General features: G+C 40.8%; 24 protein-coding genes and 1 riboswitch. Of the genes, 13 read left to right on the top strand and 11 right to left on the bottom strand.

Annotation, left to right across the window (positions count from 1 at the left end; all coding sequences use genetic code 11):
- Window positions 1-159: 159 nt before the first annotated feature.
- Genes LKW28_RS05180 through LKW28_RS05170 form a run of 3 tightly spaced genes read right to left on the bottom strand, consistent with a single transcriptional unit; the run spans window position 160 to window position 3,493 of the window.
- Window positions 160-987 (bottom strand): response regulator, encoded by an 828-nt coding sequence (locus LKW28_RS05180; protein ID WP_267497880.1) that lies wholly within the window; start codon window positions 985-987, stop codon window positions 160-162.
- 2 nt (window positions 988-989) lie between these two features.
- A complete protein-coding gene (locus tag LKW28_RS05175) occupies window positions 990-2,450 on the bottom strand; it encodes a sensor histidine kinase (protein WP_267497879.1) in 1,461 nt (486 codons plus the stop codon).
- Window positions 2,447-3,493: a sugar-binding protein gene (locus LKW28_RS05170; protein WP_420708815.1), complete on the bottom strand. Its 1,047-nt coding sequence runs from the start codon at window positions 3,491-3,493 to the stop codon at window positions 2,447-2,449. The genes LKW28_RS05175 and LKW28_RS05170 overlap by 4 nt, the downstream gene beginning before the upstream one ends.
- A 146-nt stretch (window positions 3,494-3,639) precedes the next feature.
- Between LKW28_RS05170 and LKW28_RS05165 the strand changes: the two genes are divergently transcribed.
- Entirely contained in the window at window positions 3,640-3,969 is a 330-nt protein-coding gene (locus LKW28_RS05165; RefSeq protein ID WP_229139278.1) for a hypothetical protein, read from the top strand.
- A gap of 64 nt (window positions 3,970-4,033) precedes the next feature.
- Here LKW28_RS05165 and LKW28_RS05160 read toward each other — a convergent pair whose 3' ends face one another.
- A complete protein-coding gene (locus tag LKW28_RS05160) occupies window positions 4,034-4,306 on the bottom strand; it encodes an alpha/beta-type small acid-soluble spore protein (RefSeq protein WP_229139277.1) in 273 nt (90 codons plus the stop codon).
- Window positions 4,307-4,562: 256 nt separating this feature from the next.
- On the opposite strand from LKW28_RS05160, the gene LKW28_RS05155 reads away from it, so the two are divergent.
- Window positions 4,563-4,841, top strand: coding sequence for an HU family DNA-binding protein (locus tag LKW28_RS05155; RefSeq protein WP_010677267.1), 279 nt, complete (start codon window positions 4,563-4,565; stop codon window positions 4,839-4,841).
- 371 nt (window positions 4,842-5,212) lie between these two features.
- Entirely contained in the window at window positions 5,213-5,500 is a 288-nt protein-coding gene (locus LKW28_RS05145) for a YwdI family protein (protein ID WP_229139275.1), read from the top strand.
- Window positions 5,501-5,690: 190 nt separating this feature from the next.
- On the opposite strand, the gene LKW28_RS05140 is transcribed toward LKW28_RS05145, so the two are convergent.
- The 3 genes from LKW28_RS05140 to pxpB are packed head-to-tail and all read right to left on the bottom strand — an operon-like array spanning window position 5,691 to window position 8,090.
- Window positions 5,691-6,617 (bottom strand): biotin-dependent carboxyltransferase family protein, encoded by a 927-nt coding sequence (locus LKW28_RS05140; RefSeq protein WP_229139274.1) that lies wholly within the window; start codon window positions 6,615-6,617, stop codon window positions 5,691-5,693.
- Between the two features lie 5 nt (window positions 6,618-6,622).
- On the bottom strand, window positions 6,623-7,381 hold the full coding sequence (locus LKW28_RS05135; protein ID WP_229139273.1) for a 5-oxoprolinase subunit PxpA: 759 nt from the start codon (window positions 7,379-7,381) through the stop codon (window positions 6,623-6,625).
- A complete protein-coding gene (gene pxpB, locus LKW28_RS05130) occupies window positions 7,368-8,090 on the bottom strand; it encodes a 5-oxoprolinase subunit PxpB (RefSeq protein WP_229139272.1) in 723 nt (240 codons plus the stop codon). Before pxpB ends, LKW28_RS05135 begins: the two co-directional genes overlap by 14 nt.
- Before the next feature lie 81 nt (window positions 8,091-8,171).
- Between pxpB and LKW28_RS05125 the strand changes: the two genes are divergently transcribed.
- Both LKW28_RS05125 and LKW28_RS05120 read left to right on the top strand, forming a co-directional pair.
- Complete coding sequence (locus tag LKW28_RS05125; protein WP_229139271.1) at window positions 8,172-8,543, top strand: DUF423 domain-containing protein; 372 nt, start codon at window positions 8,172-8,174, stop codon at window positions 8,541-8,543.
- Window positions 8,544-8,592: 49 nt separating this feature from the next.
- Window positions 8,593-8,730 carry a hypothetical protein gene (locus tag LKW28_RS05120; RefSeq protein ID WP_229139270.1) on the top strand — a complete coding sequence of 46 codons (138 nt, stop codon included), beginning with the start codon at window positions 8,593-8,595 and terminating at the stop codon, window positions 8,728-8,730.
- Between the two features lie 37 nt (window positions 8,731-8,767).
- Here the strand turns inward: LKW28_RS05120 and gerQ are convergent, their stop codons facing one another.
- The 3 genes from gerQ to hemQ form a co-directional block, all read right to left on the bottom strand.
- The gene (gerQ, locus tag LKW28_RS05115; protein ID WP_229139269.1) at window positions 8,768-9,259 is read right to left on the bottom strand and encodes a spore coat protein GerQ; all 492 of its coding nucleotides are present in this window, start codon (window positions 9,257-9,259) and stop codon (window positions 8,768-8,770) included.
- A 49-nt stretch (window positions 9,260-9,308) separates the two neighbouring features.
- The gene (locus LKW28_RS05110) at window positions 9,309-9,731 is read right to left on the bottom strand and encodes a cell wall hydrolase (RefSeq protein WP_229139268.1); all 423 of its coding nucleotides are present in this window, start codon (window positions 9,729-9,731) and stop codon (window positions 9,309-9,311) included.
- A gap of 329 nt (window positions 9,732-10,060) precedes the next feature.
- Window positions 10,061-10,810 carry a hydrogen peroxide-dependent heme synthase gene (gene hemQ / locus LKW28_RS05105; RefSeq protein ID WP_229139267.1) on the bottom strand — a complete coding sequence of 250 codons (750 nt, stop codon included), beginning with the start codon at window positions 10,808-10,810 and terminating at the stop codon, window positions 10,061-10,063.
- 281 nt (window positions 10,811-11,091) lie between these two features.
- Here hemQ and pta point away from each other — a divergent pair, with 281 nt between their 5' ends.
- On the top strand, window positions 11,092-12,063 hold the full coding sequence (pta, locus tag LKW28_RS05100) for a phosphate acetyltransferase (RefSeq protein ID WP_229139266.1): 972 nt from the start codon (window positions 11,092-11,094) through the stop codon (window positions 12,061-12,063).
- 116 nt (window positions 12,064-12,179) lie between these two features.
- On the opposite strand, the gene LKW28_RS05095 is transcribed toward pta, so the two are convergent.
- On the bottom strand, window positions 12,180-12,608 hold the full coding sequence (locus LKW28_RS05095) for a MarR family winged helix-turn-helix transcriptional regulator (RefSeq protein WP_229139265.1): 429 nt from the start codon (window positions 12,606-12,608) through the stop codon (window positions 12,180-12,182).
- 141 nt (window positions 12,609-12,749) lie between these two features.
- Here LKW28_RS05095 and LKW28_RS05090 point away from each other — a divergent pair, with 141 nt between their 5' ends.
- From LKW28_RS05090 to LKW28_RS05060, 7 genes are all read left to right on the top strand, one after another.
- Window positions 12,750-13,289, top strand: coding sequence for a CarD family transcriptional regulator (locus LKW28_RS05090; RefSeq protein WP_229139264.1), 540 nt, complete (start codon window positions 12,750-12,752; stop codon window positions 13,287-13,289).
- Between the two features lie 124 nt (window positions 13,290-13,413).
- Window positions 13,414-14,241: a lipoate--protein ligase family protein gene (locus LKW28_RS05085; RefSeq protein ID WP_229139263.1), complete on the top strand. Its 828-nt coding sequence runs from the start codon at window positions 13,414-13,416 to the stop codon at window positions 14,239-14,241.
- Window positions 14,242-14,645: 404 nt separating this feature from the next.
- Window positions 14,646-14,802: riboswitch (SAM riboswitch) on the top strand.
- Window positions 14,803-14,960: 158 nt separating this feature from the next.
- Complete coding sequence (locus LKW28_RS05080) at window positions 14,961-16,037, top strand: sugar ABC transporter substrate-binding protein (RefSeq protein ID WP_229139262.1); 1,077 nt, start codon at window positions 14,961-14,963, stop codon at window positions 16,035-16,037.
- A 42-nt stretch (window positions 16,038-16,079) separates the two neighbouring features.
- Entirely contained in the window at window positions 16,080-17,612 is a 1,533-nt protein-coding gene (locus tag LKW28_RS05075; protein WP_229139261.1) for a sugar ABC transporter ATP-binding protein, read from the top strand.
- Window positions 17,581-18,603: an ABC transporter permease gene (locus tag LKW28_RS05070; protein WP_229139260.1), complete on the top strand. Its 1,023-nt coding sequence runs from the start codon at window positions 17,581-17,583 to the stop codon at window positions 18,601-18,603. Before LKW28_RS05075 ends, LKW28_RS05070 begins: the two co-directional genes overlap by 32 nt.
- On the top strand, window positions 18,593-18,982 hold the full coding sequence (locus LKW28_RS05065) for a VOC family protein (RefSeq protein WP_229139259.1): 390 nt from the start codon (window positions 18,593-18,595) through the stop codon (window positions 18,980-18,982). Before LKW28_RS05070 ends, LKW28_RS05065 begins: the two co-directional genes overlap by 11 nt.
- Window positions 18,983-19,290: 308 nt before the next feature.
- Window positions 19,291-20,310, top strand: a complete 1,020-nt coding sequence (locus LKW28_RS05060) for an ABC transporter permease subunit (protein ID WP_229139258.1) — start codon at window positions 19,291-19,293, stop codon at window positions 20,308-20,310.
- Window positions 20,311-20,316: the final 6 nt, after the last annotated feature.

Raw genomic sequence — 20,316 nt, 5'->3', positions numbered from 1 at the left:
TTTTTTGTTGGAAGCGTTAACAAATTAAATGTAACATGGATAAAAGAGACAGAGAGAAATTACTATCTGCACTTTTTTGCGAATACCTTCACTTTTTTGTGCTAGTTTTTTAAGGGCATAAAAAAATCAGCTTAGCTTAAGCTGATTTTAAGGTTATTTTCATGTTATACTTCGATATTCTGACGGGGACATACCTGTGTATTTTTTAAACACCCGGCTAAAATAATTGGGGTCCTTGTAGCCAACGGAGAAACAGATTTCCTTGAAGCTTTTGCTTGGGTCATCCATTTCCCTTTTTGCATGGTTGACCCTTATGGTTGTGACATAGTCGATGAATGTGACACCCATTTTTTCTTTAAAGAGCTTACTAAAATGATGCGGGCTCAGCTCCACATACTCCGCTACTTCCTCGAGTGTTACAGATTCACGGTAACGCAAATCTATATACTTTTTGGCTTTTGCTAACAACCCGTGGATTTGTTTGTTTTTCCAAAGCTCGGTTGAATGCGGGTGCTCCTCACTGATTGATGTGATACCTTCCTTTTGAGCGAGAGCCAGTAATTCCTTCATTCGACTTTTAAGCTCGGTTTGCGCTTCTTCCTCACGTCGTTCTTCCTCAATCTCCGCCTTCACTCGACCGATTGCTGCTAAAATATCTGCTTTGCTACTTGGCTTTAAAATGTATTCCTTTACACCCTGCTGCATCACTTCTTTTGCATATTCGAAGGTATTAAAGGCGGATACCATAATGAATTTTATGTGAGGGTGTAATTGTTTAATTCGCCGCACAGCCTCAACACCATCAATCCCTGGCATTTTGATGTCCATAAGCATTATGTCTGGCTCGTGCTGTGTTGCCTTTTCAATCGCAATTCTTCCATTTGAAGCCTCATCGATGACCTCTACATCTGCACATTCAGTCTTAATAATTTTTGTAATCGCCTTTCGTTCAAATAATTCGTCATCAACTACAATCACTTTAATCATAATCAGTTCCCCCCTTTATGATCATAAGGAAGCAAAAGTCGAAAAGTGGTTCCACTCTCTTTTATTGACTCAATTTCGATGATGTCGGTTTGCTTGTAAAATAGCTGAAGTCGTTGAATGACATTTTTTACCCCAATCCCAGTTGAATGCCCGGTTGATTTTTCAAGCTGGACACTATCCTCAGGTGAGGTTCCTTTTGCTATTTGTCTAAGCTTCATTAACGTGTTCTCATCCATCCCGGCCCCATTGTCCGTAATCTCCACAATGATCCGGTCATGTTTCTTAAAAACCTTTAGCTTAATAACTCCACCCTCCTCTTTCGATTCAATCCCATGAATGAAGGCATTTTCGATGATGGGCTGGAGGGAAAGTGACGGTATCTCGATATTCAAGCAATCAGGATCAACCTCTGTTTTAAAATCAATCCGTTCGCCAAAGCGGGTACGTTGAATATAAAAGTACTCTTTGACAATCTTGACTTCGTTTAAGAGAGTTGAAGATTTATGTAAATAACCCAAATTATAACGAAGCAAGGCAGCAATGGCTTCGATTAACCGAGACGTATTTTGAGCCTCTTCTATGTAAGCCATTTTGGAAACCGTATTAAGTGTATTGAACAGGAAGTGAGGATTAATTTGGTTTTGCAGGCTTTTTAACTCCATTTCCTTCAGCAGCTTGTCAAGCTCGGATTGTTGCTTGATTTCGCTTACCAATTGACGAATGTTAAGTCTCATTTGATTAAAGGTGTTTGTTAAAAGCTTCAACTCATCATTGGTTGTAACCTTGATTTCATCCCCCGAAAAATTCCCTTCTGAGATTTCAGTAGCAGCCTCAGATAATTGGCGAATCGGTTTTGTAATTCCGCCCGATAACAACAGGGCTAAAAGCAAACTCAATAAAAAGGTTGAACTAAATAAAGACATCCCCATTAATGTGAAATTTCGATTCTGATTTTCGATTTCTTCGTAAAATAATTGATAGTCAGTTAGCTCATTATTGACTAGGGACAGTGTTGTTTCTTGAATAAACCCAGCAAACTTTGTAACCTCATTTAAGTGTGAGGAGTACTGATTAATCTCTTTTTGTTGGAAGGTGCCAACCGTTAAATCAGTAGCCTCAATGTAGCTGCTAATCATATTTTTATAATTCGATAGAGTAATGGCGTTATTTTCGTTTGAAAGCTCATTGGTTAATTGTCCTTGGTAGGTTAACAGCTGTTTTCTGGCTCGAAAATAATCTTTTAGAAAGCCGTCTTCTTCTTCCACGATATAGGATTGCAATTTTTCATTGACGAGATTGACCTGCTGTGAAATATCATTCAATAATAGAAATTTTTCAAAGCTATCATCATATTCCGACACAATTTTCTCACTGCTTTTATAAAACAAAAAAGCAACTGCATTCAAAATAATAAAGACAATCATAAAATAGAGGAGTAATTTCGTCCGAATTTGAATGATCATGATGGATCCATCCTTATTATGCTCCTTGAATCCAGGGGCAGATCTTGAACCCGAATGACCCTAGTCTTTGTATGTACTGTATTAGGAACGCTTCGTCTTTCGATTAAGTCAATCATCATTTGGACGGATTGATACCCCATTTTATAAGGCTCTTGCATGACAGTAGCGTCTATTGTGCCTCTTCTCATATATTGAATCGTATCCTCAATGGTGTCGAAGGCTAGAATATAGACTTGATCTTGTTTTTGATAATGTTCTACAACCTGCGCAATTCCTATGCCATCTAAGGCACTTGTTCCATAAAAGGCCGTGATTTCTGGATGTTCTTTAAGGATTCTATTAGCCGCCTCCGCAGCGCGAACCCTTGTGATATTTGACTCCTCAATCGCAATAATATCGATCCCTTCCGCATGCTGAATCGCATCTTTAAAGCCTTGAACACGAAGCTGCTGATGAGAAGCGTTGAAGTTTCCGGTAATAATCGCAACATTTGCGTTCCCGCCTGTATCTTCAATCAATGCCTGACCCGCAATAAAGCCCGAATAGTAATTGTCAGTGCCAACATAGGATAATCGCTTACTTGTTATTGCATCGGTATCTACAGTAATTACCGGAATTCCCTTTTCGACAATCTGGTTAATCAGCGGAGTAAATTGTTCTTCCTGAAGACCTTGTGTTAAAATACCATCCACCCTTGAGACGGCGGCCATTTCGAGAGTCCTAATATGTTCTTCTGTATTTGCTTGTTTTGGACCAATATATTCAAGAACGACATTCAGATCCTTGGCTGCCTCTTTCGCTCCATTTTCAACAAGTCGCCAATAATCATTATCGAGCTCCTCGGGTACGAGCACAAAATGATAGCGGGGCTTACTGGCTGTTGCTGTTTCCGCTTTGTTGCCGAAATTGAAAATTTGATAGGCATAATAACAGGTGATGGAAAAGGAAAGTAGAAATAACACTGCTCCAATGCTATATAAGAATTTAGAAAATGAAGACACCGTAAAATTCCACCTCCATAGTGAAAGCGTTTGTATACCCATTTTATCGATAATTGATTGGGCTGTATATGAAATTCTTGGTAATAGGAAAAACTGCCCATTTCCTAATATTTCAAGTGATGTAATTAACAGAAAAGAGAGTAAGGTGTGTGTTATACTAAATTTATTATAATCGGGAGCTGATAATTATGGAGGAAATCCTAAAACAAATTTTATCAGAGATTAAAGGCTTAAAAGAGGATGTATCGGGCTTAAAAGAAGACGTAATAGGCTTAAAAGAAGGGCAAGGGCGTATTGAAATAAAAGTCGATAATCTTGAGACAAGAATTGATAGTCTTTCATCAGAACTGCGTAGCAATTCCAAATATACCAACGACAAATTAGATGAGCAACGCAAAGTTTTTGACGTTGTATCTTCGGAAATAAAAGGTGTGAAAATTGATATTGAATATCTGAGTTCTAAAACGGGCAGGCATGATACGGAACTCAACCAAATTATAACCAGCCTTCGGGGCTAGCTTTTTAGAAGCGATAAAATATAAAGCTGCGCCATCCTTTTTTTGGATGAAGCAGCTTTTTTATCTATTTATTTAAGTTTTCTTGAGCCATGCGAACCATTTCTTTGACCATATTCCCACCAATGTTACCGCCTACTTTGCCGGCTTGTTTGGAAGTGAGGTTGCCATTGTAGTCATCATTTAATGGGATTCCCAATTCCCTTGCTACCTCATATTTTACCTTGTCTGGATTGGCTGGGTCTGTTTTATACCCTTGTTTTCTCATGACATTCGCTTTTAGCTGGTCAAGTCCTTCTCGTGCCTCTGGAATGAGTGGCCGGCGTTTTCTTCGAGCCATGTTGGGCCCTCCTTTCATCCTGTATTTTTTTTAGTATTTCCAAGTATAAAAACAAGAGGTTCGGTAAAACTTGGTAGTAACAAAGTTTTTTTAAATATTTATGGAAATTTAGTTTGAAATGCTTGTTTTTTGGCTAATCTAGTGATGTAATAGCTTATACGCAAGTTTAATAGGACGAATTTAGCCGAAAATCTTGCGAACCTATGAAAAAAGTGGTAAAAAGAATATGTGCTTATTTGGAGAGGAGAATTGAACAATGAACAAAACAGAACTAATCAGTGCAGTTGCTGAAAGTGCAGAGCTTTCTAAAAAGGATGCAACAAAAGCTGTTGACGCAGTATTTGAAGCTGTTCAAAATGCATTAAGTAGCGGAGATAAAGTACAATTAATCGGATTCGGTAACTTCGAAGTTCGTGAGCGTGCAGCTCGTAAAGGCCGCAACCCACAAACTGGTGAAGAAATTGAAATCGCAGCTAGCAAAGTACCTGCATTCAAACCAGGTAAAGCTCTTAAAGACGCAGTTGCTGGTAAGTAATTTTACATAAATCCTGCGTGAATCCCCTCAGAGACGAGTCTCGAGGGGGTTTTTTCGTATTATTGCTAGAATGTAAAAATGTGAGTTTGACGCTTATCCTTGCTCGTGGGAAAATGGAGGTATCGATTTTACAAAGGTAGTGAAGGGATGCAAAAGAAAGTCAATTGTTTAAAGTGCAAGCATTTTTACACGACATGGGACCCAAAATATCCACGTGGCTGCCGCGCGTTTAATTTCAAGACGCAGGCAATGCCCTCCATCACGGTATTCAGATCCTCTGGGGCACATTGTATGAAATTTGAAGAAAAGCAGCTAAAGACGACGCAGAAGCCTTCCTACAACGTAGATATCCGAGCTTAGGAGTGAAATTTGTGAATATATCTGTGGATAAGATTTTAGATAAAATGCAGCAGGAATTACAGACGGCAAAGAGTCAGGCGAGTGAACAAAAGGTGAGAGAGCGGTTAATGGCCATTCGAACGCTATGTGACCTCGTTTTGGAAGAATCGCCAGCCGAGGTAAGGCACGTTCCGGCTATGCCGGTGCAGCCGGTGCAACAGGTTATACAACCTATTCCAGCGATGCAGCCAACAACGATTCAACATACCGCAAAATTAAAAGAAGACGATGCAAACGGAGACTCTCTATTTGATTTTTAGAGGGTCTTTTTTTGTGGGAATTTTGACTTTGTCCTATATACCTTGATTAATGTCCGATATAATTCGCATTTCGTCCGATATCCAAGATTCTTCGTCCGATAAAATATGATTAATGTCCGATATATTCAAAAGTTTGTCCGATATCCAATAAAAAGAACTCGGCAGCAAAGAAAAAACCTCCAGGACACCGTTATCCCTGAAGGCTTTGGAGAAAGATTTCTCTTTTTTTATAAAGTTCGTGGGCGATTTCAATGCTGCAACGTTCAAATCGAATCTTCCCGCCGGGCGGAAGCTGGGCAATTTTATAAATATCAACCGAAATGACCGTTGCGATTCGAGGATAGCCTCCAGTTGTTTGTCGATCAGCTAACAGGACGATTGGTTCACCATTACTTGGCACCTGAATGCCGCCAAGCGGGATGGCGTCTGATGCAATTTCGGCCTTGTCTTTATGCTGTAACGGCTTTGTCCCTTTTAATCGGTAGCCCATTCGGTCACCTTGGACAGTCTGGTAAGTATCTGAAAAAAATTGCTTAACAGCATCCTCTGTAAAATAATTTACATGTGGCCCTGGGATGGCACGTACTTTTACTTCCTTATCGAAGCTAGGAATAAGGTGATGCGAAAGCCCTGTATTTTTTCGAAAAATACTAACCTGCCCAAAAAGAATATCCCCGTCTTTGATTTCTGTTCCAAGCTTTGCCTTCGCGTAATACGATTTACTTCCAAGTACTGCCTCTGCATTAAAACCGCCAGCAACTGCTAAGTATGTGCGAGTACCTGATACGGGTTTGCCAAATTGAATCATATCCCCTTTTTTCACAACAAAGGATTTCCAAAGTGGTGCTATGTTTCCGTTCACGGTCATGCTCAGATCGGCACCACAAACAGCGATTGATATCGCATCTGCCTCTACTCGTAATGCTGGACCAAGCATGGTGATTTCAAGCACAGTCTCATCTCTCGCATTACCGACAAGAATATTTGCAAGCTGACTTGAATATGAATCCATCGCACCGCTCGTGACAACTCCAAATTGCTGATAGCCGTAACGGCCTAAGTCCTGAAAAGTAGTATAGAGCCCTTTTTTAAGAACAGTAAAAAGTGGTTGTCCCATTAAAATCACCTGATTGCCTTTATTGTGATGCCTTCTTTGGTTAGTGCGTGACGCAGTTCTTGCACAAATTGAAGAGCATGGCTGTTGTCGCCGTGAACGCAAATCGACTCTGCCTTGATTGGAATCACTTCGCCAGTAATAGCTTGAACAGTTTGTTCTTTTACCATTTGCAGGACTTGCCTGATGGCATCATTACTGTCATGAATGATGGCGTTTGGCTGGTTCCTCGGTGTCAAGGTTCCGTCAGGTTGATAGGTTCGGTCAGCAAAAACTTCCGAAACCGTTTTTAGTCCGTATTTTTCCCCTGCCTCGATAAGCTTGCTGCCGGCAAGGCCATACAGAGCCAAAGAACGGTCGAAATTGACTGTTGCCCTAGCGATAGCTTCGGCAAGGTTACTATCAACCGCAGCCATGTTATAAAGGGCACCGTGTGGCTTTACGTGTGAGAGCTTTACATCATGCACCTGAGTAAAGGCAGTAAGTGCGCCAATTTGATAGAGAACGAGATCATAGACATCAGTTGGTGAAACGGCTATCGCTCGCCTGCCGAATCCAGCAAGGTCCTGGAAACCTGGGTGAGCCCCAATAGCCACGCCATATTTTTTCGCAAGCTGGACGGTTTGATTCATCACATGAGGGTCCCCAGCGTGAAATCCGCATGCAATGTTGGCACTCGAAATATGCAGGAGAACCTGCTTGTCGTTGCCAATTTTATAGCCGCCAAAGCTTTCCCCTAAATCACAATTCAGATCAATTGTTTTCAACTTTTTTCACCTCGACCATGTATTTATGTTTTTTTACGAGACTTTCAATTTCCTTATATTCAGCGGAAGTGATCGGCTTAAAACGCAAGTAATCCCCTGCTTTGAGTAAAAATGGTTCTGGTTTTTCAGGGTCAAATAAGGGTACGGGGGTTCTGCCGATGAGATTCCACCCACCCGGTGACTCGAGTGGGTAAATCCCAGTTTGGTCACCGCCGATGCCCACGGCACCTTTAGGAACCTTTAGCCGTGGGTTGGCTAGACGTGGTGTGGCAAGTCTCATTGGAAGCCCCTTTAAATAAGGGAAACCCGGTAGAAAACCAATCATATAGACGAGATAATCGACACTGCTATGCAGGGAAATGACTTCTTCGTTAGACAGGCCATTCCCGCGGGCAACACCGCTAAGATCTTCACCATCGTAACAGGTTGGAATTACAATAACCTGTTTTAGCAGGGATGTTGTTTCCGCGGCAATCCCTTTGCAAATCTCAGAAACCTGTGTTGAAAGATTTTTATAAGATATGAGAATCGGATTATAGTAAATCGTAATGGATTGATACGCGGGGACGAGCTCGATGATCCCTAGTACATTCGTTTTTTCAATTTGTTTGGTAGTTTGCTGGATTTGGCGCTGTAAGGCATCGGAAGCAGGATCTTTATAAAAAATCTGCAATGCCGTGTCTCCAACAGGTAAAATGTCAAAGTTCATCGCAATAACACCTCTTACTACTATCTTATATTGAATATGGTAAAATAAAAATGGAATTTCGAAAAAGGATGGAGAATACGAATGAAACTATTTTTAATATTGGGAGCGGTTAACGCCTTTTTGGCGGTTGCGCTTGGTGCCTTTGGTGCACATGGATTAGAGGGAAAGATTACGGAAAAATATTTAAAAACATGGAACACAGCGGTACAATATCAAATGTTTCATGCGCTTGGCTTATTTGTGGTGGCGTTTTTAGCAGATAAGTTTTCACAAGTGAGTCTGATTACCACAGCTGGCTGGAGCTTGTTCGTCGGGATTATTTTATTCTCAGGAAGCTTGTACATTTTAAGTGTGTCAGGTATTAAAATTCTGGGTGCTATTACACCACTTGGCGGTGTGGCCTTTTTACTGGGCTGGGTTTTATTGATGGTGGCTGCAGTTAAACATTTATAATGAGAAAAGTGCAAGGCGCCCCAATTCCAGCTAAAGGCGGGCACGTCCTGTGCCCAACGCTGGAATCCTAGCCATCCTGGCATGGGCGACAAGCATAAGACGAGCGCTGACAGAAGGTGCACTTTACCTTCCGAAGCGATTGGCTTATGACCTCGATCCGATGGCGCCTGGAACTAGACAGCGTTAATCGAAAAAAGGAGCGTCTGCGGACACTCCTTTCTTTTTTAGCGTGGTGGGTAGTTTACAAGTCCAGGACCAGCGGCACCTGAGAATGGATATTCATAATCAATTTCTTCATCAAATGTAATATATTGCAAGTAGACCATTAACAATAGGTAGCGCATGCCTGATTGCGGGTCACTCAAAATAATATGGTCACGACCTGCCGCCTCAATGAGACCTTTGAACACTTTTTGTTGGTTGGTGTTATCAAATCCCATGTATACAGTGGCAAGTTTACCTTTGTTTAAGCGTAGAATGTTTTCAATATAGGATTCTTGTAGTGGAAGCATACCTGGTACATTTTCCGCGATACCCCCAGCAGGGAATTGTGATGGCATTTGCGGTACCTGAAAGCCCCCTTGTTGCTGCTGAACGGGATACGTATATCCTCCGAATTGCCTAGGGTCCATATAGCTGCCATACTGTTCATAGCTTTGGGGGATATACCCGTACGCTGCATATGGATTTTGCATTTGTTGATTGTCTTTACTCAATGTAAGCCCTCCTCAGAATGTTTTAATCTCTTTCTATAAGGCGAATTCCTTAGAATACGCCAGGACAATCTTCCTGTGTAGGCTGGTAGAAGCAATGCGCTTTAAACCTTCCCACGTTCCACTGGTTATACCATTGTGCCGGACAGTTTCCTGATGGTTCAAAAAACCATAAAGAAAACCTTGCAGGGTGGAATCTTTCCCCTTTTAGTACTCTTCGTGCAAGTGCAATTTCAGTTGGTCGAGCTGCCTGGTAAAAATAGCCTTTTTGGGTTGCTTCAAAGCCCCCGGGACTTTGAAAGACCATTTTTCGAATGGTGGTAATGTCTTTAAAATCAAGACAACGAGATCTCGCGCGATTTACCCCGACATTCCCTACTAACAGCATGCCTTGCTTGCCTTCGCCTTCAGCCTCTGCGCGCAACAGTCTTGCTAACAGCTTTACATCTTGCTCCGTGTGCGCAACTACTGCCATCTTTTCACCTCACTTACAAAAGAAAAAAGTCTCTTTACTAACGTATTGTTGAGGTGAAAAATGGGTTCCTGCTTTTTGAGTATTTTTGGGATTTTTCATTAGACTTCTGGTGGATATGTTTTGCGGATTCATCATTGCATTGTATGAAAGAGGAAAAAGGATTATGAATGTGGACGAAAAAAAAAGAGAGGATGCCCTCTCTTTTTTCATTGTCTAGTTCCTGTCGCCATCGGCTCTATGGTCTAGCCAATCGCTTCGGAAGGTAAAGTACACCTTCTGTCAGCGCTAGTCTTATGCCTGTCGCCGATAAGCAGGCGCCTTGCACTTTTCTAATTAATATGTAAAAACTGTGGAACTTTTTCTTCTGTTAAAATGTTTCCTACGAAGAATGCCCCGAATTCACCGTAACGTGCACTTGCTTCATCAAAGCGCATTTCGTACACGAGCTTCTTAAATTGAAGTACATCGTCTGAGAATAGGGTTACGCCCCATTCATAATCATCAAAACCGACAGAGCCAGTGATGATTTGTTTTACGATTCCAGCATATTGGCGACCGATCATACCGTGGCTTCGCATAAGCTCCTTGCGCTCATCCATTGAAAGCATGTACCAGTTGTCATTGCCCTCACGGCGCTTGTCCATCGGATAGAAGCACACATATTTGTTCTTCGGCAAGGTTGGATAAAGCCGCCCGCGTACATAAGGATTTTGGTATGGATCCTCACCACTTTCATTCACATAGTTACTTAATTCAACAACAGATACATAAGAATATGTAGGGATTGTGTATTCAGCAAGCGTTGTTTTGTTGAATTCATTTTCGATTTCATTCAATTCTTCCATTGTTGGTCGAAGAATCATCATCATAAAATCGGCTTTTTGACCAACAACAGTGTATAATGCATGACTACCTTGGCTCTCGCTCTGTGTCTTATTCCATTTCTCCACTAAACCAAGAAATTCATGAATTGCTGCTTGGCGCTCATCACTTGAAAGAGTCTTCCAAGAGGTCCAATCGATAGATCGGAAATCATGAAGGCAATACCAGCCATCAAGCGTTTTTGCTGCTTCAGCCATAATTATCACTCCTTGTATGTGTTTACAAACATTACTATATCATAGTTTCCCCTACAACCATGTGAATAAACCTGAGACAATTTTGTGAACGGAAGCAAGTATGAGTAATTTGTCAGGTTGTTGGGAAAATTGAAGTTAGTGTCATAATACTGTCACAGGACTTCTGAGGCTTTTTGGTTTTCAAATTGTGAAAAAAGCCGTATCCTTATGGTTGGCAGTTTTTAAGGGTATAGAACCCATTTTACATAAAAGCATTTTTGATTTACAAGGAGGATATTAACGTGAGCGATTTATTCACAGAATTAAAACAAAAAGTAGCTGGGAAGAACATGAAAATTGTATTTCCTGAAGGACTGGACGACCGAATTTTAACAGCAGTAAGCCGTTTAGCAAGTGAGAAAGTGCTAATACCAGTCGTAATTGGTGAAAAGTCTGCGGTTGAAACGAAAGCAAATGAGCTTGGGGTTTCTCTTGAAGGTGTAGAAATCTATGATGCAAGCACATACCCAGAGTTCGAGCAGCTGGTAGCTTCGTTTGTTGAAAGACGTAAAGGAAAGGCAACAGAAGAGGATGCGCGAAAGATCCTTAAGGACGAAAACTATTTTGGAACAATGCTTGTATATACGGGCAAAGCACACGGACTTGTTAGTGGTGCTGCACATTCCACTGCGGATACAGTTCGCCCTGCTCTTCAAATCATCAAAACAAAGCAAGGCGTGAAAAAGACTTCAGGTGTGTTCATCATGGTTCGTGATGATGAGAAATATGTATTTGCTGATTGTGCGATTAACATTAATCCAGACAGCCAGGATTTAGCGGAAATCGCAGTTGAGAGTGCAAATACTGCCGATATGTTCGATATTGAACCAAGAGTGGCTATGCTTAGCTTCTCAACAAAGGGTTCTGCAAAGTCTCCTGAAACAGAAAAAGTTGTAGACGCGGTTAAGCTTGCAAAAGAAATGAATCCTACACTGGTATTGGACGGAGAATTCCAATTTGATGCGGCATTTGTTCCATCTGTAGCGAAGAAAAAAGCGCCGGATTCCGTTATCAAAGGTGACGCAAATGTATTTGTCTTCCCAAGCCTTGAAGCGGGTAATATCGGGTACAAAATCGCCCAACGCCTAGGAAACTTTGAAGCAGTGGGTCCGATTTTACAAGGCTTAAATCAGCCAGTAAACGATCTTTCACGCGGATGTAATGAGGAAGATGTATATAAGCTTGCTTTAATCACAGCAGCGCAAGCTTTATAAGAATGTAAAATGGCCATGTCGTAGGACATGGCCATTTTGTATGGGTATATCTGTTAGTGACAGTAAATCCAGTTTAGTGGCAGTAATCCACCTGCGCATGCCCAACAAAACCAAATTTATATGCCCCACTCCATTTTTAGTACGCTTTTAAGAAGTTCAATTTGTTCTTCTCCTATTTTTTCAGCAAGTTGCTTTTCAATCTTTGCTTTAAGAGCCTCATTTTTTTCGTAGCATTCTTCCCCAAGAGGAGTTAATTGAATTGATTTTACCTTTTTGTTGTTTTCGACGTTCATAACATCGACTAAGCCCTTTGATTTTAAACCCTTAATGAATTTATGGGTTGCTTGCCTAGTTATATCCACATTTTTAGAAACATACGCAATGGTAGGTTGTTTTTTATAGATGCGGGACATGATGTACCATTCGGAATTAGAAATGGCGATATCACTATGATTGTTCCATAACTCTTCGGAGAGCTTTCGAAGTTGGTTATGTCGTTCGCTTATAGAGTCTAGTAAGTCTAGTTTATCTAGTTTTTGATCCATACGGTTCACTTCCAAAGTAGTAATCGCAATTACTATACAATTAGCCTCTCAAAATGTCAACTAAGTTGACGTTTTCTGGAATATGGGGTATAATGAGTATAGTCAACTAAGTTGACAATCCATTGATAGGAGACTGGTATTATGTATAATATTGGGGATTTAGTTATTTATTCAACAATGGGAATTTGCCGAATAGATGACATATGTGAGAAAACATATGCTGGCACGACTCGTAATTATTATGTGATGCACCCAATTGAAGATGACACTTTGATTATCCAAAACCCAGTGGATAATAATCGAATCATGATGAAAAAAATTATCGGTCGAAGCGAGGCTGAAGAGGTTTTAGAATCCTTCAAACTGCCAGGAATTCAGTGGATTGAAAACGGAAATGAACGCAATAAAAGTTATTCTGATATAGTTTCATCTGGTGATAGAAGGGGAATTTCAAACATTATCAATACTTTGATGAGTAAAAAGTATGAACTTGAATTGGAAGGTAAGAAAATAAGTGAACATGACCGTAAACTTCTCCTTCATAATCAAAAAATATTGTTTAAAGAATTAGCCATCACGTTGGATACATCAGTTGATGCCATTTCGAAAAAGATAAATCGAATGATTGGTCATAAAATGAGTAAATCGTCACCACATGAAATCGCGAAATTTATAAACTAAGAAAACATCGAAACTGAGCTATAATGGCTCTTTTTTTGTTTGTTTCACAGTGTAGGGTCGTATATAGAAGAATCACCGATATATGTTATAATAAGGTGATTTTTACATATTAGGAGTATGCCTTATGACCGAAAGTCTTTTACACCAGCCAAGCTGGCGGATTATAGATCAATCTAGTCTGGGCTATCAATTTGATGCCTTACAATCATTTGCGATAGATGATACACTTTGTGCATTTGTTGGAAAAGGGGAGTCGCCAGCTACTGCACGTTCATGGGTTCACCACCAGACCATTGTACTTGGGATTCAGGACACGAAACTGCCTTTTCTTGAAGAAGGGATAGAGCTCCTTAAGTCAAAGGGCTATCGTACAATCGTACGGAATTCCGGTGGACTAGCCGTGGTGCTTGATGAAGGAGTGTTAAACATATCACTCATTTTTCCTGAGACTGAAAAAGGTATTGATATCAATCGCGGCTACGATACAATGCTAGAGTTGATTCGAAAAATGTTTGAGGGATATGAAGTCGACATTGTGGCACGGGAAGTTGTCGGTTCGTATTGTCCAGGCAGCTATGATTTAAGTATAGATGGGAAAAAATTTGCGGGTATCTCCCAGCGTCGCCTCCGGAACGGGGTAGCGGTGCAAATTTATTTAGGCGTGACCGGAAGCGGATCAGAGCGGGCAGAAACCATTCGCCAATTTTACGAGGTGGGGCTGCAAGGAGCAGATACAAAATTTGTCTTTCCGGATGTGAAGCCGGAAACAATGGCGTCTTTAGCAGAATTAATAGACCCAAACATCACTGTTCAAACCGTCATGCTGCTACTTCTTCAAACATTAAAAAAAGAAAGTGAGCATATCTTCTCATCACAGCTTTCGGCAGAAGAAATGCCGTTATTTGAACAGAATTTTTTGCGAGTGCTTAACCGAAATGAGAAGGCATTATAAGAATCCAGGATTCCCTGGCCTTTTTTTTATGGAAAAATAACAGGTGTATATGTAATTGCGCGATAGCCGGCAGGAAATGCGCGTTATTTTTGATAATTGCGCTTTAGCATGTGGGAATTGCGCTTTAGATTTGATAATTGCGCGATAGCCGGCCATATTTGCGTTATCGTAAGTTTTCACTATTCTAATATTTTTTATAATAAAAATATTGAATTTTGTTTTTGGGCATGATATGATTCTCGTCAAGTAACAAAAATCGAACTTCATTTAGCCGGGATTTATATCCCGACCAAATAAAGTTAGCCTCCGGCGGATGCCTCGATTTTTTTAAGGAAATTTCGAGCATGCTCGAAAAAATCGGGCGCAATTACGCCAAGGCATAATTGAATATAATGCTGTATTTTCTCTTATCAAGAGTAGGCGGAGGGATTTGGCCCGATGACGCCCAGCAACCGACCGTAATACCATTGTGAAATGGGGCGAATTTTTTCGCCGGGTAAATGACCCGCAAGGCACGGTGCTAATTCCAACAGAAGGATTATTCCTTCTGGCAGATAAGAGGTGAGAAGACTTTTGCATGCTTCAAGCCTCTTTCTGATAAGAAAGAGGCTTTTTTATTTTTTTAAAAGAAAGCCTCATAAAAACAGGAGTGTGATTGTCTCAACTTGAGTAAACAGATTTGAAAAATAAGATTACATACAAAATAAGGGGAGAAAACAATGAAACTAACAAAACTAGTATTCACTATCTTTTTAATTATCGCGGTATTGGTTGGTTGCCAACCGAAAGTGGCTGATGAATCAACGAAAACAGACAGCACAGAAGTAAAGAATTCTAATCATCCGTTAGCAGGTAAAAAAATTGCTTTAATCATGCAACAAAACTTAGGAACTTTCTCAGCGCAGTATATTGAGGGTGTAGAGGAGCAAGTGAAAAAGTTCGCAGGCGAAACAACGGTTTTTACATCTGATGGTGACCTTGCAAAAATGGCATCAAACGTTGATGCAGCGGTAAACCAAGGCTTTGATGCGATTTTAATCGACCATGGAACAAAGGAAGCACTTCAAAGCTCCGTTCAAAAAGCAGTCGAAAAAGGAATTCCTGTCGTTGTATTTGATGCAGAAGTGGAAGTTGAGGGTGTAACGGTTCTTGAACAAGGTGACCAGCAGATGGCACAGATGACACTTGAAAAATTAGCAGAAGATGCTGGTAATGAAGCAAATATCGTAAAAATTTGGGTAGCGGGCTTCGCTCCAATGGAACGTCGTCAGGTTGCCTATCAAGAGTTTCTTGACAATAACGAAGGCATTAAAGAAATTGCAACATTTGGTGCTGCAACAGCTAACACGGCTCTTGATACACAAGCACAGATGGAAGCTCTTTTAAAGCAATATCCTGAAGAAGGTCAAATTACAGCGGTTTGGGCTGCATGGGATGAGTTTGCAAAAGGTGCTGTTCGTGCGATTCAACAAGCAGGACGTACTGATATCAAGGTATATGGAATTGATATGAGTGATGAAGACTTACAAATGATTCAAGCGGACAACAGCCCATGGGTTGCATCGGCAGCGGTTGATCCAAAGGATATCGGACGCATCCAAGTTCGTTTTGCTTATCAACAATTAAACGGTGACGAAACACCTGAACGCGTAAAATTAGAGCCAGTTTTCGTAACGAAGGATGCACTTCCAACGGAACAAATTACAACAGCAGATCTTGACCAGTACATTGAAGGCTGGGGTAAAAGCGAACAGGGCTACACAGACGAGTTGAAAAAGCTTGAAGCTGGTGAGTAAAACAGAGGGCCATTAAGGTCCTCCGTAAAGGAGAAGATGTAGATGCCTTTACTTGAAATGAAGGAGATAACAAAAAGCTTTGGAAGGGTAGTTGCGCTTGAGCAAGCTTCTTTTGAATTAAAAAGTGGCGAGGTTCACGCACTGCTAGGAGCAAATGGAGCGGGCAAAAGCACGCTGATGAAAATTCTATCAGGTGCTTATGAGCTTGACACAGGGGTGATTACCCTCGAAGAAGAGACAATAGAAATCCGTTCTCCGAAGGATGCGAAATTATACGGTATTCACTGCGTCTATCAAGAAGTCGACACTGTGATCGTGCCACAGCTCACGGTAGCCGAGAATATTTTACTTGATACCTTCTCGACTGAAAAAAGCTTATTCATCAATAAAAGAAAGCTTCGTGAAAAAGCGGCATCAATCTTAAAGCTTTTGAATGTAACAGATATACCAATGACAAAACAAGCATTGGAGCTGTCACTAGCCGAAAAACAATTGGTGCTAATCGCAAGAGCTCTTGCTCATGAGGCGAAGGTCATCATCTTTGACGAACCAACAGCTCCTTTATCAATTGAAGAGACAAAGCATCTGTTTGAAATCGTAAAAACGCTGAAGGAAAAGGGAGTCGGCTGTATTTTTATCTCACATCGACTACCTGAAGTGTTTGAAATCTGTGATCGGTTAACAATTATGCGTGATGGAAAGACGATCACCACATTTTCTACCAAAGAGGTTACCCAGAAAACAGTTGTTGAAACGATGCTTGGTAACAGCTTTACTGAACAATCCGTGAAACGGAAGGCGGTGAGAGGTGACCTGCTTTTAGAAGTGAACGGGCTTAATGATGGGGAAAAGCTAAACGATGTATCATTTACTGTTTCTGAGGGAGAAATCGTAGGGGTTGTCGGATTAGTTGGTGCCGGAAAAACGGAGCTTGCGAAAACATTATTTGGCCTTCGTTCCTACGAACAAGGTGAAGTAAAAATAAAGGGAAAATCGTATCATTTTACCCATTCACAGCAGGCAATTGAAGCAGGGATGGCACTTATTTCAGAGGAGCGTCGTAAGGAAGGCTTATTCATTCACGAGTCAATCTCTACGAATCTATCCTTTGCCAATTTGAAGAAATTCTCACCGCTTTTAGTCATGAATCGCAAGACTGAAAAAAGCTACGCCAGCTCTATCATCGAACTGCTTGGAATCAAGGCGAATGACACGGAAGTTTTGGCAGAGCATTTAAGCGGAGGAAACCAGCAAAAAGTTGCGATTGGTAAATGGGTATCACGCAATGCAAGTCTCTACTTGTTTGATGAACCGACAAAGGGAGTGGATGTCGGTGCAAAGCAGGATATTTTCAAGCTTATCTATTCCCTTGCCGATGAGGGGAAAGGGATCCTGTATTTTTCCTCTGAGATTGATGAAATCATCCGGATCTCGGACCGGATTCTCGTCATGTATGACGGGGAAATTGTGAAGGAACTTTCAGGGGAAGAGGCAACACAGGATAAAATCCTCTTATATGCGAGCGGTGGAAAGGAAGACGTACATGAAAGGAAATATCATCAGCTTCCTGTTTAAATACGGGGCAATTGTATTAATGGGCTTTATCTTAATTTATTTTAGTTTTATTAATGATGCATTTTTTTCATATGGGAATCTATCCGATATCCTAAGATCAATCTCGATTGTGACACTTCTTGCATTGGGGGTTACCTTCACACTTGTTGTCGATGGCTTTGACTTATCAGTTGGGTCAACAATGTCATTGTCGGTTGTAATCACGGCATCATTAATGGTATGGTATGAGCTCCCGCTTTGGGTGGTCCTGCTTTTGCCACTATTAGTCGGAGTTGCAGTAGGGCTTGTAAATACCCTTTTAATCGTAAAAATAGGAATACCAGATTTACTCGCAACACTTGGCATGATGTATATCGTGTCAGGCTTACACCGGACGTATACGGAAGGGTACTCCATCTACAATCACATGCCCTTAACAAGTGGCGGGACCGCACCTGGTGAATTTAGTTCCGCGTTTTTATGGATTGGGCAAGGGGAGATGCTTGGACTGCCAGTTCCGGTTTGGATTATGTTCGTTTTCGTACTACTTGCGTATGTAATTCTTAACCATACAAGATGGGGACGGATTTTATATATGACAGGTGGAAATGCAGAGGCTGCTAGATTATCAGGAATTAACACAAATAAGGTGAAGCTGATTGCCTATACAGTATCGGGAGTGTTTGCATCCATGGCCGGGATTTTGTTTACTGCACGTGTAGGTTCAGGTCAAATTGACGCAGGTGCTTCTTTGCTAATGGAATCTGTTGCCGCCGTGTTTGTTGGATTTTCTGTACTTGGTGCCGGAAAACCAAACGCACTTGGAACATTCTTTGGAGCAGCCCTTATCGGGGTTCTTTTAAATGGACTAACAATGCTCAATCTACCATACTATGCATTTGAAATTGTAAAAGGCGCAGTGCTTGTCTTAGCACTAGCTGTGACGTACATCGGAGTGAAATATCGGCCAAAGGTCATTCGAAAAAGGAGGGAGCAAAAGAATGCCGCTTAAAAAACTAGAACATGTTGGAATTCAAGTAAAGGATTTAGATACAACGATAGAATTTTATACAAGAGTGCTAGGATTGGAATTGCTAGAAAAGCAGGACCATGTCGATCCGTCATTGAAACTGGCTTTCTTAGGATTCAGTCATTCAGACGAAACCGTAATTGAGTTAATTTCAGGCTACAACCCAAACCTTCCAACAGAAGGAAAGGTTCACCACATCGCGTTTACTGTTGATAATATTGAAGAAGAAATTGCAAGGGTGAAGGAACATGGCGTTCAGTTTGTTGATGAAAACATTACAACCCTTCCAAGTGGAGCGAAGTATGTATTTTTCAACGGACCAGACGGCGAATGGATTGAGTTGTTTCAAAAACAAAAATAATAGAGTTGATTTATGACCAGGGGAGATTCCTCTGGTTTTTTTTATGTTCCGGGGCCTTTGATTGCGTCAGGATGCGGGGTTTTGCGTCGAATTCAGGATTTATGCACCGGATCCCAGAAATATGCGTCGGATTCAGGATTTATGCGTCATCCCTAAAATAATTGTACAACCCAATTCCAGTGAGAAATGAAACCTTTTATAGTCCCTCCCGTCTTATATTATGGGTATTTTCTGAAAATAGCATATATGGTAGACTGGTGGTATGTATTCCTATTTTTTACAATTAATACTGGTAAGGGGAGATTTGGTTGCTTAAAAGATTAAGAGTGTTTAATGGACGAGATTTGATATCGATTTTATATTTCGGCCTTGTGGTCCTTGGCATTGCTTACTTTTTAGGGAATGGGGATATCTCAAAATTTTTCTCAACGATAAAAACAATGCTGCCAGTTTCTGAAAGCGTGGATACGATCAAGCAATTTATTAGCAATATTCAGGCTGAGGGCAGCTTAGGGGCAACGAAAAATAAGGAACCCTATGAACAGATTGTCCTTGAATATTTTCCGAGAAGTTTATCCGTAATTGCGACATCTTTTACGTTAGCGATTTCCCTGGGGATAACAAAGGGGATTTTTGACTATCGAAATCGGTATACATACCTGAACTTCTTAGGAACAGGGGTAACCTCTATCCTCAATTCTTTACCAGATTTTTTCATGATCATTGTGCTGCAATGGGTGATTTTGATTCACTTTAATTTTATTGATTTTTTTGGTCATGATCAGTGGTTTAACTTCATTTTACCGGGGATTCTTGTGTCTCTGTACCCGATGATGTATTTCGCGAGAATCACCTTTGCAGCCCTTGCTAGTGAAGATGGGGAGATGTATATCCAATATGCTCGTGCAAAGGGCTTGGCAGAAAGGTTTGTTATACAAAAGCATATTCTGAAAAAATGCTTCCGTTCGATCTTACAGCATCTTGGAGTGGTTATGACATATGTCGTTTCGAATCTATTCATTGTGGAGTGGCTGATGGAGTATAAGGGTGCAGCCTGGCGAATGATGGTGTCAATCAAACGGTTAGATTTAAAAATTCCGCAAAGCCAACCATTTGTTGATTTTCCGGAAATCGGTTTAATCGTAGAAATTTCTTTCTGTTTTGTTGTACTCCTATTAATCACTCAAATCGTGTCTGTAATTTGGCAAAATAAATACGTGGTTGAAAAAAGAAATATTTGGACCCAAATCACAAAAGTATTTTTTCAATATATATTTATCTGGTTCTTTGTGCTGTTTATTATTTCGTACTTAAAGCCAGGATACTAGGAAGGA

This window comes from Bacillus sp. REN16 (assembly GCF_020731355.1).
Taxonomy (GTDB): Bacteria; Bacillota; Bacilli; order Bacillales; family Bacillaceae_L; genus Ferdinandcohnia.
The sequence above is the reverse complement of the archived record's forward strand: the minus strand, read 5'-3'. Positions and strand labels throughout refer to the sequence as shown.